Origin of the sequence: Sulfuritalea hydrogenivorans sk43H (genome assembly GCF_000828635.1) — a bacterium.
GTDB classification, from domain to species: Bacteria; Pseudomonadota; Gammaproteobacteria; order Burkholderiales; family Rhodocyclaceae; genus Sulfuritalea; species Sulfuritalea hydrogenivorans.
This window is the reverse complement of record NZ_AP012547.1, coordinates 2,560,023-2,575,947: the sequence shown is the minus strand read 5'-3', so window position 1 is coordinate 2,575,947 and position 15,925 is coordinate 2,560,023. Positions and strand designations below refer to the sequence as shown.

Below are 15,925 nucleotides of genomic sequence, written 5' to 3'. Positions count from 1 at the left end.
TTATTGAATGAAAGTCTTCGGTCTCGCCGGCTATTCCGGCTCGGGCAAAACCACGCTGCTGGAGACCCTGATCCCGCGCCTGACGGCGGCAGGCTTGCGCGTCTCGCTGATCAAGCATGCGCACCATCGTTTCGACATCGACCATCCGGGCAAGGATTCCTACCGCCTGCGCGAGGCCGGTTGTTCGGAGGTGCTGCTGATTTCCGACCAGCGCTGGGTGCTGATGCACGAATTGCGCGGCGCGCCGGAACCTTCGCTGGAGGAACAGATCGCGCGCTTTTCGGAATGCGATCTGGTGCTGGTCGAGGGCTTCAAGCACACGCCGATCCCCAAGCTGGAAGTGCATCGGCCTTCGGTCGGCAAGCCGCTGATCGCCGGCAGCGGGGTGGAAACCATCGTTGCCGTGGCGACCGACGAGCCGGACGCGGTTGCCGCGCAGACCGAACTGCCGACCGGCTTGCCAATACTCGACCTCAACGATCGCGACGCGATTGCCGATTTCATTCTGCGCCACCAGGGGTTCCGATGAGCCGAAACATGCTTTATTTCGAAGAAGCCCTGGCCCGCCTGTTGGCCGGAGCCGACCCGCTGCGCGAGACGGAGACCGTGCCGACGCAGTCGGCGGCGGGGCGCATCCTCGCGCAGGGCCTGCGCTCGGCGATCGACGTGCCGCCGCTGGACAACACCTCGATGGATGGTTACGCGGTGCGCTGCGCCGATGTGCCGACGGCCGGAACGCGGCTCGCCGTGGCCCAGCGCATTCCCGCCGGCAGCGTCGGGCATGTGCTGGCTGCCGGAACGGCGGCGCGGATCTTCACCGGGGCGCCGCTGCCGGCCGGCGCCGATGCCGTGGTGATGCAGGAATTGTGCGCGCTGGAGGACGGCAGCGTGACGGTGAATCATGTGCCGCACCCCGGCGAGTGGATACGCCGCCGCGGCGAGGACATCGCCGCAGGAGCCGAAGTGCTGGCCGCGGGCACGCGCTTGTCTGCCGCTCACGTCGGCGTCGCCGCCTCGGTCGGCGCGGCGCGGCTCGCGGTGTTCCGGCGCCTGCGCGTCGCGCTGTTTTCGACCGGCGACGAACTGGCGATGCCCGGCGAGCCGCTCAAGCCCGGCGGCATCTACAACTCCAACCGCTACACGCTGCGCGCCCTGCTCGAAGGGCTCGGCTGCGAGGTCGCGGACCTCGGCATCGTGCCCGACAACCGCGAAGCCACGCGTGCCGCCTTGCGCGAGGCGGCGGCGGCCAATGACCTGATCCTCACCAGCGGCGGCGTTTCGGTCGGCGAGGAGGACCACGTCAAGCCCGCGGTGGAGGCCGAGGGCGCGCTCGACCTGTGGAAGATCGCCATCAAGCCGGGCAAGCCGCTGGCGTTCGGCAGGGTGGGCGCGGCGGCCTTCATCGGCCTGCCGGGCAACCCGGTGTCCAGCTTCGTCACCTTCATCATGCTGGTGCGGCCCTTCATCCTCAAGGCGCAGGGCGCGGCGAGCGTGATGCCGCGCGCGCAATCGCTGCGCGCCGATTGCGAGTGGAAGGGCGATCCGCGGCGCGAGTTCCTCCGCGCCCGCATCAATGCGCAAGGCGGGCTGGAACTGTTCGCCAACCAGAGTTCGGGTGTGCTGACCTCCTGCACCTGGGCCGACGGCCTGATCGACAATCCGCCGGGACAGGCCATCCGGCGCGGCGACACGCTGCGTTTCCTGCCGTTCTCCGAACTGCTATATTGAATTCATGATCAAGGTGCTTTTCTTTGCCGGCTTGCGCGAGACCCTGGGTAAGGGGTCGGAATCGCTCGCCCTGCCTGCCGGCGTCGGCACGGTCGGCGCGCTGCGCGATCATCTTGCGGCGCGCGGAGAAGCGTGGTCGGCGCTGGCGACGATGAAGAACCTGCGCTCGGCGGTGAACCAGCAAATGGTCGGTCCCGAGGCAGCGATCAAGGCCGGCGACGAGGTAGCGTTCTTTCCACCGGTCACGGGTGGCTGACATGTCGGTCAGCGTGCAGGAAGCCGACTTTGATGCGGGCGCGGAGATCGCAGCGCTCTCTGCCGGGCGCGACGATGTCGGGGCGGTAGCCAGTTTCGTCGGGTTGGTGCGAGCCGACAAGGCTGCAACAGTTATGCCTCCGGCGCAGCCGGGGGCGGTATCCCCTGCGGACGGCGCTGGCGAGACGGCGGCGGTGCAGGCGATGACCCTCGAACACTATTCCGGCATGACCGAAAAGGCGCTCGACGCCATCGTCACCGAGGCGCGCGGGCGCTGGAATATTTATGGCGTGCGGGTGATCCACCGCGTCGGCCGGTTGCTGCCGGGCGATCGCATCGTTTTCGTCGCGGTGGCCTCGGCCCATCGTGGCGAGGCCTTTGCCGCCTGCGAATTCATCATGGATTACCTGAAGACGCGGGCGCCGTTCTGGAAGAAGGAAGAAACTCCGGAAGGCGGACACTGGGTGGATGCCCGCGAAAGCGACGATCACGCCGCAGGGCGCTGGAATCGCTGAAAGGCTTCCCTCCCGGCGCGGGATGAATCAGCGTTTCGCGACGTCCTTCCTGAGTTCCATTATTGCCGCCACGGTTTCCCGCGACTGGGCGGACAAGTCGCGCAGGGCCAGCCTGGCGCCATCCCTGTCGCCGCTTTCAACCTTCCTGACGACTTCCGCGGCGCACTTGTGAAAGTGGGCGTGCTTGTCCATCAGGTCCTGATAGTGGGGCGCTGCCTTGAACGCCGCGCCTTCCCCGTGGATCCATTTTCCCAGGTCGCAACGATTGTCCTGCTCGACGTCGGCACTGCTGATGCTGTCGCTACGGGTACCCTCGATGAACTGGCTGAGCCGGACCTTCCACGTGATGTGGGCCGCGATTGCATCGTCAAAATTCATTCTTCGCCTTCCCCCATTTTCGGCATGGCCGTCGCTTGCGTTCTTTGCAGTGAGTAAATTCTATTACGAACGACATATTCAATGGGTCGCGGCGGCGAGCGAAAACGCAAACGGCCAACCACGCGAGTGGTCGGCCGTTGATGGAGCAGCGTCCCGACTACTTGCGTTTGGCGCCGCCCGTGGCCTTTTTGACCGATTCGCCGACACTGGTCATGGCCGCCGTCGACGCTTTTGAAATCTGCTCGAAAGCCTGATTGGCGGTGGCGATGGCCTGCTGGAAGGATTCCATCATGTTGGGCGTCTGGCCGGGCAGGCTTTTCATGAAGGTCTGCATGGATTCGGTCATGTCCTGGCTGCCGGAGGCCAGTTGTTCGGTCACCAGCCGGGAAAACTCGGCCCGCGCGGCATTGCTGATCTCGGCGATCTGCTGTGCGGCCGCCACCATGCGTCGGGTGGTTTCCTGTGCGTACTGGGTACGCAAGGCCATCATTGCCTGCGGATCGCGCGCGCCGCTCTGCGCCTTGGCGTTTTCCACGCCGCTCTGGAACATTTCCTTAGCCAGTTCGGATTGCAGCGCCATGATGCGCTGGGAGTTCTCTATCGAAAGCTGGGCCATGCGCATGGCGGCTTCCATGTTCTTGCGGTGCAGTTCGCTGAATTGTTCGACCTTGCCTGGCATGATATTTCTCCTGTGATTAACCCGGTAAAACCAAAATACCACCAATGACTTGCGACAGGCTGATCTAAATCAACATGCATCACATTGGCATCGGATGTTGTTGGGACACCTCGTTGTCAACCATACTGAAGCTTGCGGGCCATTACAACAAGGAGTGAACCATGAAAATGCTGAGCATCGTCCTGGTATTGCTGGTGGCGCTCGAACATGCGTACTTTCTTTACCTGGAAATGTTTCTCTGGACCCGGCCGAAGGGGCTCAGGATTTTCGGCAATACCGCGGAGCGGGCCGAGGCCTCGAAGGTGCTGGCGGCCAACCAGGGACTCTATAACGGCTTTCTCGCCGCCGGCTTGCTCTGGGGGCTGATCTACCCGGACGTTGCGGCCGGCATTCATGTCCAGATGTTCTTTCTCGGGTGCGTAATCGTTGCCGGCGTTTATGGCGGACTGACGGTCAGGAAAACCATTGCATGGATACAGGGCGGACCGGCGCTGCTCGCGCTGCTGACCCTGCTGGCAAGGTAGTTTGGCGCCGGGGAGTTTTCAGCCGGCGCAGACCCGGTTGCGGCCGGTATTCTTGGCCGTGTAGAGATTCCTGTCAGCGATGTCGATCAGGTCCTGTGTCTTCAGCGCGTCAGCCGGCGGTAACGCGGCGCAGCCGACGCTGATGGTGACGAACTCGTGCCGTTGTCCCGGTGCATGCCGTATTTGCTTCGCCTCGATCTGCTGGCGCAGTCGTTCGCCAATCAGCGCCGCGGCAACGAGATCGGTGTCCGGCAGGAGCACGGCGAACTCCTCCCCGCCATAGCGCGCAACCAGGTCTGCCGGGCGCTGCAGGCCGGCGGCGAGGGTGCCGGCGACTTTTGTCAGGCAGAGGTCGCCGCGGCCGTGGCCATAGTGGTCGTTGTAGGCCTTGAAGGCATCGATGTCGATCATCAGCAGCGCCAGCGACTCGTCGGCGCGCAGGCAGCGACGCCACTCCTGGGTCAGGGCGTGATCGAGGCGGCGGCGGTTGGCGATGCCGGTCAGCGAATCGATGTGGGCCAGCGATTCGAGGAGATCGGCCTTGCGCTTGAGGACGGCGTGATTGCGCACGCGCGCCCGCACCACGGGCGCACTGAGCGGTTTGGTGATGTAGTCGATGGCGCCGAGGTTGAGGCCGCGCTCTTCATCGGCCTCCGAACTCAGGGCGGTGACGAAAATGACGGGAATGTTCTGTGTGACGGAGTTGCTCTTGAGCCGGCGGCAGGTCTCGTAGCCGTCCATGTCCGGCATCATGATGTCGAGCAGGATCAGATCGGGTTGCGGCGCGGCTTCGGCCAGTTTCAGCGCATCGAGACCGTTGGTGGCGACACGGATGCGGTAGTCGTCGCCGAGGATCGCGCTCAGGAGTTTGATGTTGCTGATCTGGTCGTCGACGATCAGCACCAGCGGCATGGCGTGCATCGGATCGGGTGCTGGTGCCGGGTGCGTTTCGGAACTCATCGTATCTCCAGTTCGATCGCCGCCAGCGCCTTCTGCGCTTCTGCGAAGTCATAACGCGAAAGGCTTGCTTCAAGCCTCTGGCTTGCCGCCCCGGCGCAGCCGTTCAGCACCGACTTCAGGGCCGCCAGTTGCGCGGGAGGAATCAGTTCATGGTCCTGGATCGAGCCTGACAGCGATTTGCAGAGCGCCAGCGCCGCCTCCGGATCCGGGAGCCGCTCGCGGGGTCCCGCGGCGGGCGTCTCGGTTCGCGCCAGGAAGGCTGTCGCCCCATCGAGCGCCGTTGCCAGTTCGCTGCGCAGATTGAACAGCGCGGTTTGCAGGGTTTCGGTCGTCGCGCCCGCGCGCAGCAACTGTTCGACTGCTTGTGCCGCCCTGGAAAGTTGCATGGCGCCGAGATTGGCGGCGGAGCCCTTGATCGTGTGGGCCAGGCGCAAGGCGTCTTCTTCGGATTCGGCGGCGAGATGGGCTGTGATGGTTTCGGCTGCGTCGGCATTGTCGTCGCGGAAAGCCTGCAACAGGCCGCGCAGCAAGTCCTGGTCGCCATCGACGATATCGTTCAGCCGGCGCATGTCGAAGCCCTGGATGAGAGCCGTCAAATGCGCTGCACGGGGCTCTGCGCCTGCTGTGCCGGATGCCGGGTCGACGGCTGGCGGCCGTTCGGGCAAACAGCGCAGCAGGGTGGCGAAGAGCTCTTCGACCTCAATCGGCTTGGCGACAAAATCGTTCATGCCTGCCCGCATGCAGGCTTCCCTTTCATCGTCCATGGCAGCGGCAGTCAGCGCGATCACGGGCAGCGCGACGAAGCGGGGGTCGAACCGAAGCCGGCGGGTGGCTTCGAGACCGTCCATGTTCGGCATATGCACGTCCATCAGCACGGCGTCGAATTTCTCCACATCCAGCAGCCGCAGGGCAATCTCGCCGTCTCCCGCCGTGACGACCTGAACCCCTTTGCGGCGCAGGAATTCCTGTGCCACCTGCCGGTTGATCGGATTGTCCTCGACCACCAGCACGCGCAGCCCCGTCAGCGATCGGCCGGAGTCCGGCGCCGGGGCCGGGATTGTCGCGGCATGGGCCAGGCCGAAGGCGATTTCCACGGTGAAGGCGCTGCCGCTTCCTTCCTCGCTGACGACGTGCAGCTCGCCGCGCATCAGGTCGACCAGGCGCCGGGTAATGGTCAACCCGAGGCCGGTGCCGCCGTAGCGCCGGGTGATCGAACTGTCGCCCTGGACAAAGGGCTGGAACAGCCGTGCCAGCGTTTCCTTGCTGATGCCGATGCCGCAGTCGCTGACGGTAAAACGCAGCCTGGCGACATTTTCGGTCTGGCCGATGCTGCTTACCGCGATCGCCACTTTGCCGTGCGGCGTGAATTTGATGGCATTGCTGATCAGGTTGGACAGTACCTGCGTCAGTCGCAGCGGGTCGCCGATCAGTTGCCGGGGCACATCCGGCGCTACCGACAGTTCCAGTTGCAGGCCTTTCTCTTCGGTGCTCAGCGAGAACAGCGTCGAAATGTTCTGCAAGACCTGGTCGAGGGAGAATTCTATGTGGTCGACGTGCAGGTGGCCGGCCTCGATCTTGGAATAGTCGAGGATGTCGTTGAGGATGCCAAGCAGGGCACGCGCCGAGCCGTGTATCTTGTTCAGGTAGTCCTTCAACGTCGGGTCGAGCTGTTCGCTCAGCGCGAGCTGGGAAAGCCCGATGATGGCGTTCATCGGCGTGCGGATTTCGTGGCTCATGTTGGCGAGGAATTCGCTCTTGCCCCGGCTGGCGCTCTCCGCCATTTCGGTTGCCTTGCGCAGTTCCTGCTCGGTGCGGCGGTGTTCGGTCAGGTCGACGAAGACCACCAGGCTGCGCTCGCCGATGGTGGTCAGGCGGATATCGAAAATCCGGTGTTCACCGTTGCGGCAAACGACCGTCACTTCCGCCGGCGTGACGGCGGTTCCGTGCTGCCGGGCTTCTTCAACGCGCCGGTCCCAGTTTGCCCGCACTTGACGGCGATAGTCCGGATCCGGGTAAGCCAGCGGCCACCAGTGGGCTGCATCCGGAATGTCGTCCAGGGTGTAGCCGAGCGTCTCCGTGAAGCGATGGTTGATGAAGTCTACCCGGTCCTCCAGCAGCATCAGCATGGGCAGGGGCGATTCATCCATCAACTGCCGCAGATATTGCTGGCCCTGGCGAATCTTCTCCTCGGCGAGCTTGCGCTCGGTGATGTCCTGCGCCGTGCCGAGGCCGCTGACCAGATGGCCGCCCTGGTCAAATACCAGGTCGGCCCTTTCGTTGATCCAGCGAACCTGGCCATTCACCAGGATCCGGTGTTCGATATCGTAAGGCTCGCCTTTCAGCGCCCGGTTCCATGCTTCCAGGGTAGGTCCCTGGTCATCCGGATGAATCGTGGCGACAAAGTCTTCCAGTGCCATCGGCTTGTTCTGGGGGATGCCGAAAATCCGGTAGGTTTCCTCCGACCATTCGAGGATATTGGTGCCGACATCAAGGTGCCAGCTGCCGACATGGGCGACGTTTTGCGCCCGGCGCAAGGTGTCTGCCGAGTGCGTCAGGGCTTCTTCGGCGCGTTTGCGGTCGGTGATGTCGATGCCGAAGGAAACGGTCCGGGAGGGCGTGCTGGGGTCGGCGACGACATTGTTCTGCCAGGCAATCACGCGCTCCTGTCCGTCCCTGGTCAGAATCGGATTTTCAAAGGTGCGCGGCAGGTCGCCGTCGGCTGTCAGCCGGGAGAATATTTCCCAGACCTGCGGATAGCGTTCTCTGGGAACGGCCAGTTCGAACCAGTTGCGGCCCAGCACTTCATCTTTTCGGTAGCCGGAAATCCGTTCGGCCGCTTCGTTGAAAATACTTACCCGGCCTTCGCTGTCGAGACCGACCACCATGACGTTGGCGGTATCGATCAGCCGTTCCGAGAAACCTTTGGCGGCGAAGGCCTCGCGCTGGCGCCGGTTCGCCAGCCAGGCCAGAAACAGTGTACCGATGACGGCAGCGGAGAATCCAAAGCCGCGCTGGAATGCGTTCCGGCGCCAGACTTTGAACACTGCGTCGGCATCGCGCGAGACGATCACCAGCAGATCCGGATATTCCATCCGGCGCAGGATGCTGATACGTTCCTTGCCGGCGATTGCCGTGGGGTTCAGGTGGTAAGTGACGCGATCCACGGCCTTCAGGTGGTCTTTGAATGCCTGTCCGCCGGCGATGCTTTTGCCGATCAGGGACGGGTCGGGAAGGGCATAGAGGACATCGCCATCCACATTCACCAGCAGGGCCTGGCCGGCATCGCCCGGCAGGATCGGTTCAAGCACGGAATGGAAATACGCCGGCGCCAGGGTGGCCACCGCCACGCCCTCGAAGCGGCCTCCGGGGCCGCGAATCGCCCGTGAAACGACGATGGTGGTAATTCCGCTGACCGCGGTCGTAATGGGGCGCGAGATGATGTGGCGATCAAGGGCGTCACCCTGCGCATCCCGATGCGCGATGAAATATTCGCGTTGCGAGACGTCAATGCCGCGGACCTTGTCGGCGGTGCCGGCATCGATGCTGCTGCTCGCCGTCACGACGCGGCCCTTGCTGTCGGTGGTGAGAACAAACCTGATCTCGGGAAAGAACTTCATCCTTTCCAGGTGAAAGCGTTCGAGATCGGCGGCTTTCGGCGCCGGCGTTTCCAGCCGCTCTTCGATGATCCGTTGCAGCAGGAGGTCAACGCCGCGCAAGGCCCCGGCCATCTGCGCGTCGGCCGTGCGCGCCTGCGCTTCGAGCAGCCGATATTCCTGTTCCAGCGTGTTCTGATAGCTCTGGTGGGTGCTCCAGCCGAGCAAGAGTCCGATTCCGACAATCAGCAGAACCGGCAGCGTCCATATGGCAGGTACATGAACGCCGCGCAGCAATGGCCTGGTTCGGGGGGGAGGCGGCGATTCGGTCACGGCTGACGGGGCGGACGGGAAAGATGTAAACATATCACTTTGGGCGTGGATTGAAATTCGACCGGCAATCCCCATGTTCGGTCCAATGACAAATTTCCGAGGCTTATCCCATGCGCTTTGACAAATTCACCACCAAGTTCCAGCAGGCCGTCTCCGACGCCCAGAGCCTGGCGGTCGGCAATGACCAGCAGTTCATCGAACCCCTGCACCTGCTGCTGGCCCTGCTCAACCAGGAGGACGGCGGCACCGCGTCGTTGCTGGCGCGCGCCGGCGCCAATGTCGGCGGGCTGAAGGCCCAGCTTGCCAAGGCCATGGAGCGCCTGCCCAGGGTCGAAGGCCATGGTGGCGAGGTCAGCATCGGCCGCGATCTGGCGAACCTGCTCAATGTCACCGACAAGGAAGCGCAGAAGGCCGGCGACCAGTTCATCGCCTCCGAAATGTTCCTGCTGGCCCTGACCCAGGACAAGGGCGAGGCCGGCCGCCTGCTGAAGGAGGCGGGATTGAACCGCAAGGCGCTGGAAGATGCGGTGAAGGCCGTGCGCGGCGGCGAAAGCGTCGGCTCGCAGGAGGCCGAGGGCCAGCGCGAAGCGCTCAACAAATACTGCCTCGACCTTACCGAACGCGCCCGGCTGGGCAAGCTCGACCCGGTGATCGGCCGCGACGATGAAATCCGCCGTTCCATCCAGATCCTGCAACGCCGCACCAAGAACAACCCGGTGCTGATCGGCGAGCCCGGCGTCGGCAAGACCGCGATCGTCGAGGGCCTGGCGCAGCGCATCGTCAATGGCGAGGTGCCGGAAACCCTGAAGAACAAGCGCGTGCTGGTGCTCGACATGGCCGGCCTGCTGGCCGGCGCCAAGTATCGCGGCGAATTCGAGGAACGGCTCAAGGCCGTGTTGAAGGAAGTAGCCCTGGACGAGGGCCGCATCATCCTCTTCATCGACGAGCTGCACACCATGGTCGGCGCCGGCAAGGCCGAGGGCGCGATCGATGCCGGCAACATGCTGAAGCCGGCGCTGGCGCGTGGCGAGCTGCACTGCATCGGCGCCACCACGCTCGACGAATACCGCAAGTACATCGAGAAGGATGCCGCGCTGGAGCGCCGCTTTCAGAAGGTGCAGGTCGACGAGCCGAGCGTGGAGGCGACCATCGCCATCCTGCGCGGCCTGCAGGAGAAATACGAGCTGCACCACGGCGTGGACATCACCGACCCGGCCATCGTCGCCGCGGCGGAACTCTCGCATCGCTACATCACCGACCGCTTCCTGCCGGACAAGGCCATCGACCTGATCGACGAGGCGGCGGCGAAGATCAAGATGGAAATCGACTCCAAGCCGGAAGTCATGGACAAGCTCGACCGCCGCCTGATCCAGTTGAAGATCGAGAGCGAGGCGGTGAAGAAGGAAAAGGACGAGGCCTCGCAGAAGCGCCTCGTATTGATCAAGGACGAGATGGACAAGCTCGAGCGCGAGCTGGCCAACCTCGACGAGATCTGGCGCGCCGAAAAGGCCCAGGTGCAGGGCTCGGCCCACGTCAAGGAAGAAATCGACAAGCTCAAGGTGCAGATGGCCGAGCTGCAGCGCAAGGGCGCCTTCGACAAGCTCGCCGAACTGCAATACGGCCAGCTGCCCAAGCTCGAAGCCCAGTTGAAGGCCGCCGACTCTGCGGCCTCGGGAGTCGGCGCTGGCGGTACGGCGAAAAACCGTCTGCTGCGGACGCAGGTCGGCACCGAGGAGATCGCCGAGGTCGTTTCGCGCGCCACCGGCATTCCTGTGTCGAAAATGATGCAGGGCGAGCGCGACAAGCTGCTGAAAATGGAAGACAAGCTGCACGGTCGCGTGGTCGGCCAGGACGAAGCCGTGCGCCTGGTCTCGGACGCCATCCGCCGTTCGCGCGCCGGCCTTTCCGAGGAAAGCCGCCCCTATGGCTCCTTCCTCTTCCTCGGCCCCACCGGTGTCGGCAAGACCGAGTTGTGCAAGGCGCTGGCCGAATTCCTCTTCGATGCCGAGGACCACCTGATCCGCATCGACATGAGCGAGTTCATGGAGAAGCATTCGGTCGCGCGCCTGATCGGCGCGCCGCCCGGCTACGTCGGCTACGAGGAGGGCGGCCACCTGACCGAACAGGTGCGGCGCAAGCCCTACTCGGTGATCCTCTTCGACGAAGTCGAGAAGGCGCATCCGGACGTGTTCAACGTGCTCTTGCAAGTGCTCGACGACGGCCGCATGACCGATGGCCAGGGCCGCACCGTGGACTTCAAGAACACCGTGATCGTGATGACCTCCAATCTGGGTTCGCAGATGATCCAGCAGATGTCGGGCTCGGACTATCAGGTGGTGAAGATGGCGGTGATGGGCGAGGTGAAGACGCATTTCCGCCCGGAGTTCGTAAACCGCATCGACGAGATCGTGGTGTTCCATGCGCTGGACGAAAAGAACATCGCCGGCATCGCCAGGATCCAGCTCAAGTACCTGGAAAAGCGCATGGCGAAACTGGATATGACGCTGGAGGTGTCGGACGCGGCGCTTGCCTTGCTGGCGGAAGCCGGCTTCGATCCGGTGTTCGGCGCGCGGCCCTTGAAGCGGGCGATCCAGGAGCGTATCGAGAACCCGCTTTCAAGGCTGATCCTCGACGGCAGCTTCGGGGCGAAAGACAACGTCAAAGTGGAAGTCGCCAAGGGGACTTTGAGCTTCAACAAGGCTTGAAATCGGGGTGGCTTCAGCGTAGTATAACGTATGTTATAACTTCGCTGAAGCCCGCCATGCACATCCTCAAACTCACCCAGATCGGCAATTCCGTCGGCGTCATCCTGCCGAAGGAGGTACTTGCGAACCTGAAAGTGGAGAAGGGCGAGTCGGTTTTCCTGACCGAGACTCCCGAAGGTTACGTTGTCACACCCTATGATCCGGCGCTTGAAGAGCAGATGACGGCCGGTCGCGATTTCATGCGCGAGTTCCGCGACACCTTCCACGCGCTAGCCAAGTGAACTGGCGCTGGATAGGCAAGCAGGCGCTGCTGCTGCTGCATGGCGAGAGTTTGGCCGAACATGGCGGCGCTGCGGGCATGCGCGATGAAGGCTTGCTCGATTCCGCCTTGGCGCGTTCAAAAAATCTGGCGGCATATGGCAGTCCGGACGTAGCCGACTTGGCCGCTGCTTACGGCTCGGGGATTTCGCAGAATCATCCCTTTGTCGATGGCAACAAGCGGGCAGCATTTCTCTCGGTCGGTTTGTTTCTCGCCTTGAACGGCTATCGCCTTGCCGCGACCCAGGCAGAGGCAACCCATGCGATGCTATCGCTCGCCGCCGGCGAGCTTGAAGAAATCGAGTTCGCCGGCTGGCTGCGTGGGCACTTGGTGAAGCGCAACGCCTGACCGGCACTCAGCCGCGCCGGGCGTTGCCGCGGCCCTGCTGCTGGCCGAAATGATTGCCGTCGTTGCTCTGCCGACCGCGACCTTGCGCGTTGCCGGCGGCCGGGCTGTAGTGCTGCTGGTTCGGTGCTTGCCAATTGACGCGCTGCGCCGGGCTGGTCTGCATGCCCTGATGCTCCTGGCGGTACTCATGGCGGGCTTCGCGGAAATCCTGGCGGTGTTCTCCCCAGCCGCGGTGTGCCTGATTCCACTGTCCGGAGTGCTGGTCCTGGCGGTAGTCGCGGCGAGCCTCGCGCCCGTCCTGCCGGCGTTCGCGTACGTCGTGGCGCAGTTCGCGCTGGTCGCGCCGCAGTTCGGCCTGGTCGCGGCTGATTTCACGCTTGTCGCTGCGGATTTCCATGCGCTCGCGGCGCATGCCGGCGACGTCGCCCGCGGCCTTGGCGCGCTGGTAGTCGGCGCGGTCTTCGGCCAGTTCGCGATAGTCGTCGCGCAGTTCCTGCCGGTCCTGCCGGATTTCGCGGACGTCCTGGCGGATCTCGCGGTTGTCGCGGCGGATTTCGCGATGGTCCTGGAACCATTCGAAGCCGGCATTGCGCTCGTCGGCACGTGCCGGCGTCGCGATGGCGGTCAGGGCCAGCAGTGCGCTGGCGAGCATGCTGAGTTGCAGGGTCTTCCTGTTCATGTTCATCTCCTCGGGTTGTCGGGTGGCGCACCGGCGCTGCCCATGAGCTGCACGATAGGCAGGGATTTGCGCACCGTCTGTTAAGGAGTGTCAGCAGATATTTCAGTCGCGGATTTCGGTTAGCATCGACCGATGATCCCCAATTCACCCGTGCGTGCGGATGCGGCAGTGATTGCGCTGGTCGGCGTCGCCCACGCCACCTCGCATCTGTTCCATCTTTTGTTACCGCCGCTGTTTCCGCTGCTGATGCCGGACTTCGGTTTCGGCTATACCGAGGCCGGCTTCCTGATGACCGTGTTTTTCACCATTTCCGGCGTCGGCCAGGCCTTCGCCGGGATCGTGGTCGATCGCTACGGCGCGCGCCGGGTACTGATGGCCGGCGTCAGCCTGCTGGCGGCCTCCGGCCTGGCGCTTTCGGCGGCGGCCAACTATTCGATGCTGTTGCTGGCGGTGGCGCTCGCCGGCATTGGCAATTCGGTGTTCCATCCGGCGGACTTCTCCCTGCTGAACAAGAAGGTGTCACCAGCGCGCCTGGGCTATGCGTTTTCGGTGCATGGGCTCTCGGGCAACCTGGGCTGGGCGATCGGCGCGGCGATTTCGGGCATGGCACTGGCCTGGGCAGGATGGCGCGGGGCCGGCATTGCCGCCGCGCTGGTGGCCTTGTGTTCCGTCGCCGCGCTGCAGATGGCAAAGCCGCTGCTGGACGACGATGTGGCAAGAGTCGGCGCTGGCGGTACGGCGGCGGGGGCGACCTTCGGCTTTCTCGGCGCTCCGGCGATCTGGCTCGCCTTCATGTTCTTCCTGCTGATCACGGCGGCCTTCGGCGGCTTGCAGAGTTTTTCCGCGCCGGTGCTGGGCGGGATCTACGGTTTGTCGCCGGCGACCGCGGTGGCCGCGCTGACCGGCTATTTGCTGGGGTCGGCGGCGGGCATGGTGATCGGGGGTTTCGTTGCCGTGCGGGTGCAGGCACATGACCGTACCGTCGGCGGCGCACTGATCGCCGCCGCGGTTTTCGCCGCGGTGCTGGCCAGCGGGCTTCCCGCGGCCTGGAGCGTGATTCCGCTGATGGCCGGCATCGGCATCGGCGTCGGCCTCGCCGGTCCCTCGCGCGACCTGCTGGTGCGCCGGGTTGCCACGGATTCGCTGGCCGGCGGCAATGCGTCGCCGGCCTTCGGCCGCGTTTATGGCTTCGTCTATTCCGGTCTGGATGTCGGCCTGGCCCTGGGGCCGCTGGCTTTCGGCATGCTGCTCGATGCCGGCGGCCGCGATGGCGTGCTGCCGGGCGTGGCGCTGCTGCAGGTGCTGGCGGTGCTGACGGTGCTGGCCATGGGCCGCCGCGTTGGTCGGCCCGCGCTCAGATCCGGCTAGCGCGTCCGGCCCAGTACGGCTCGCGCATGTCGCGCTTCAGCGTCTTGCCTGCGGCGTTGCGCGGGAATTCCGGTTTGATGATCACTGTCTGGACGCGCTGGTAGCGCGCCGCGACGCGTTCGTTGATCCAGTCGCGCAGTTCGTCCGCCGTAGCGCCAGCGCCGACTCTCAATACCACGGCGGCGACGGGCGTTTCGCCCCAGGTTTCGTGGGGAATGCCGAACACGGCGACCTCGGCTATCGCCGGGTGGCGCGCGGCGATCTCCTCGATGTCGCGCGGATAGACCTTCACTCCGCCCGAGTCGATCATGTCCTTCTTGCGATCGACCAGGTAGAGGTAGCCCTCGTCGTCAAGGTAACCGATGTCGCCGCTGAAGATCCAGCCGTCGCGCAGGGCCTCCGCCGTGAGCTGCGGCTTGCCCCAGTAGCCCTGCATGACGAAGGGCCCGCGGCCGACGATTTCACCGGCCTGGCCCGGCGGCAGGTCGCGGCCCTGTTCATCGACGATGCGCACTTCGCTGAAGGGCGGCGGGCAGCCGACGGAGCCGGCCTTTTTCACCGCATCGGTCCGGTCGAGGATGGTGAGGAAGCCTTCGGTGAGGCCGTAGAGTTCGTGGAAGCGTCCGGGCAGCAGCTGGTTCAGCTGGTCCTTGCGCGGCTGCGGCAGCGGCGCGCCGAGTGAAAGAATCATCTGCAGCGAGGCGAGTTTTGCGGGATCAAAATCCGGCGAGTCGAGCAGGGCGATGATCTGCGCCGGCACCACCATGATGTGTGTGACCTTTTCCCGGGCGATGGTGGCCAGCATTTCCGCGGCGTCGAACTGGCGCAGCAGGATGTAGGTGGCGCCGAGGTGGAAGGCCGGCATCAGCGTGACGAAGGCGCCGTTGAAGACGATGGCGCCGCTGTGCAGCACCACCGATTCCGGCGTCATGCGCCAGGCGGCGCCCAGCAGCAGCGCGTACATGGCGCGCACGCGATGGCTGTGCATGATGCCCTTGGGCAGGCCGGTGGTGCCCGAGGTGTACATGATGTTGATCAGGTCGTCGCCCGTGACGCCGGCGGCTGGCGGCTCGTCCTCCGGCGCGGCGGCGGCCAGCGCGGCGTAGCTGCCCCAGGGCGGCTGGTCGCCGTCGATCAGCAGGATGCGCGGCGGCGCCAGCGTCGACAGCCGTGGCAGCACGGCTTCGACCACCGGCAGCAGGCTGTTCTGCGTGACGAGGCAGACCGCGCCCGCATCGTTGATCAGGCTGGAGAGGCCGACCCCGGTCAGCAGCGGCGAAAGCGGCACGGCGACGGCGCCGATCCGGGCGCAGGCCCAGTAGGTTTCCAGCAGTTCCAGCGTGTTGGGCAGCAGGGTGGCGACGCGCCCGGTTTTTTTTACGCCCAGCCCGAGCAGCAGGTGCGCCACGCGGTCGACGCGGGCGTTGAAGTCGCGGTAATCCAGCCGTTGCTGTCCGAAGACCACCGCCGTCGCATGCGGACGGTAGCGTGCGTGATGGCTCAGCAGGGATGAGAGTTCCATTGTCGGTTTCCGTGTTCGT

At 64.6% G+C, this 15,925-nt stretch carries 15 protein-coding genes; 9 read left to right on the top strand and 6 right to left on the bottom strand.

What is annotated here, in order from left to right:
• The first annotated feature begins 7 nt into the window (after nt 1-7).
• From mobB to SUTH_RS12375, 4 genes are read left to right on the top strand one after another with little or no spacing between them, the layout of a single operon-like run.
• The gene (gene mobB / locus SUTH_RS12390; RefSeq protein ID WP_041099633.1) at nt 8-529 is read left to right on the top strand and encodes a molybdopterin-guanine dinucleotide biosynthesis protein B; all 522 of its coding nucleotides are present in this window, start codon (nt 8-10) and stop codon (nt 527-529) included.
• Nucleotides 526-1,728 carry a molybdopterin molybdotransferase MoeA gene (locus tag SUTH_RS12385; protein ID WP_041099631.1) on the top strand — a complete coding sequence of 401 codons (1,203 nt, stop codon included), beginning with the start codon at nt 526-528 and terminating at the stop codon, nt 1,726-1,728. The genes mobB and SUTH_RS12385 overlap by 4 nt, the downstream gene beginning before the upstream one ends.
• Before the next feature lie 4 nt (nt 1,729-1,732).
• Nucleotides 1,733-1,984, top strand: coding sequence for a molybdopterin converting factor subunit 1 (gene moaD, locus SUTH_RS12380; RefSeq protein WP_041099629.1), 252 nt, complete (start codon nt 1,733-1,735; stop codon nt 1,982-1,984).
• A gap of 1 nt (nt 1,985) precedes the next feature.
• Nucleotides 1,986-2,498, top strand: a complete 513-nt coding sequence (locus tag SUTH_RS12375; protein ID WP_041099627.1) for a molybdenum cofactor biosynthesis protein MoaE — start codon at nt 1,986-1,988, stop codon at nt 2,496-2,498.
• A 27-nt stretch (nt 2,499-2,525) separates the two neighbouring features.
• On the opposite strand, the gene SUTH_RS12370 is transcribed toward SUTH_RS12375, so the two are convergent.
• Nucleotides 2,526-2,876 (bottom strand): CZB domain-containing protein, encoded by a 351-nt coding sequence (locus tag SUTH_RS12370; RefSeq protein WP_041099625.1) that lies wholly within the window; start codon nt 2,874-2,876, stop codon nt 2,526-2,528.
• Nucleotides 2,877-3,033: 157 nt separating this feature from the next.
• Nucleotides 3,034-3,555: a phasin family protein gene (locus SUTH_RS12365; RefSeq protein ID WP_041099623.1), complete on the bottom strand. Its 522-nt coding sequence runs from the start codon at nt 3,553-3,555 to the stop codon at nt 3,034-3,036.
• 161 nt (nt 3,556-3,716) lie between these two features.
• Between SUTH_RS12365 and SUTH_RS12360 the strand changes: the two genes are divergently transcribed.
• On the top strand, nt 3,717-4,079 hold the full coding sequence (locus tag SUTH_RS12360) for a DUF1304 domain-containing protein (RefSeq protein WP_041099621.1): 363 nt from the start codon (nt 3,717-3,719) through the stop codon (nt 4,077-4,079).
• Nucleotides 4,080-4,097: 18 nt separating this feature from the next.
• Here the strand turns inward: SUTH_RS12360 and SUTH_RS12355 are convergent, their stop codons facing one another.
• The gene (locus SUTH_RS12355; RefSeq protein WP_148312927.1) at nt 4,098-5,039 is read right to left on the bottom strand and encodes a diguanylate cyclase; all 942 of its coding nucleotides are present in this window, start codon (nt 5,037-5,039) and stop codon (nt 4,098-4,100) included.
• Nucleotides 5,036-8,860 (bottom strand): PAS domain S-box protein, encoded by a 3,825-nt coding sequence (locus SUTH_RS18555; protein WP_171817361.1) that lies wholly within the window; start codon nt 8,858-8,860, stop codon nt 5,036-5,038. Before SUTH_RS18555 ends, SUTH_RS12355 begins: the two co-directional genes overlap by 4 nt.
• Nucleotides 8,861-9,075: 215 nt before the next feature.
• Here SUTH_RS18555 and clpB point away from each other — a divergent pair, with 215 nt between their 5' ends.
• The 3 genes from clpB to SUTH_RS12335 are packed head-to-tail and all read left to right on the top strand — an operon-like array spanning nt 9,076 to nt 12,337.
• Nucleotides 9,076-11,670 carry an ATP-dependent chaperone ClpB gene (gene clpB / locus SUTH_RS12345; protein ID WP_041099619.1) on the top strand — a complete coding sequence of 865 codons (2,595 nt, stop codon included), beginning with the start codon at nt 9,076-9,078 and terminating at the stop codon, nt 11,668-11,670.
• 56 nt (nt 11,671-11,726) lie between these two features.
• Nucleotides 11,727-11,951: an AbrB/MazE/SpoVT family DNA-binding domain-containing protein gene (locus SUTH_RS12340; protein ID WP_041099617.1), complete on the top strand. Its 225-nt coding sequence runs from the start codon at nt 11,727-11,729 to the stop codon at nt 11,949-11,951.
• Nucleotides 11,948-12,337, top strand: a complete 390-nt coding sequence (locus SUTH_RS12335) for a type II toxin-antitoxin system death-on-curing family toxin (RefSeq protein ID WP_041099615.1) — start codon at nt 11,948-11,950, stop codon at nt 12,335-12,337. The genes SUTH_RS12340 and SUTH_RS12335 overlap by 4 nt, the downstream gene beginning before the upstream one ends.
• A gap of 7 nt (nt 12,338-12,344) precedes the next feature.
• Here SUTH_RS12335 and SUTH_RS18550 read toward each other — a convergent pair whose 3' ends face one another.
• Nucleotides 12,345-13,016: a hypothetical protein gene (locus tag SUTH_RS18550; RefSeq protein WP_052473599.1), complete on the bottom strand. Its 672-nt coding sequence runs from the start codon at nt 13,014-13,016 to the stop codon at nt 12,345-12,347.
• A gap of 132 nt (nt 13,017-13,148) precedes the next feature.
• On the opposite strand from SUTH_RS18550, the gene SUTH_RS12325 reads away from it, so the two are divergent.
• Entirely contained in the window at nt 13,149-14,384 is a 1,236-nt protein-coding gene (locus SUTH_RS12325; protein ID WP_041099613.1) for an MFS transporter, read from the top strand.
• Here the strand turns inward: SUTH_RS12325 and SUTH_RS12320 are convergent.
• Nucleotides 14,371-15,906 carry a class I adenylate-forming enzyme family protein gene (locus SUTH_RS12320; protein WP_041099611.1) on the bottom strand — a complete coding sequence of 512 codons (1,536 nt, stop codon included), beginning with the start codon at nt 15,904-15,906 and terminating at the stop codon, nt 14,371-14,373. The genes SUTH_RS12325 and SUTH_RS12320 overlap by 14 nt on opposite strands.
• Nucleotides 15,907-15,925 lie beyond the last annotated feature (19 nt).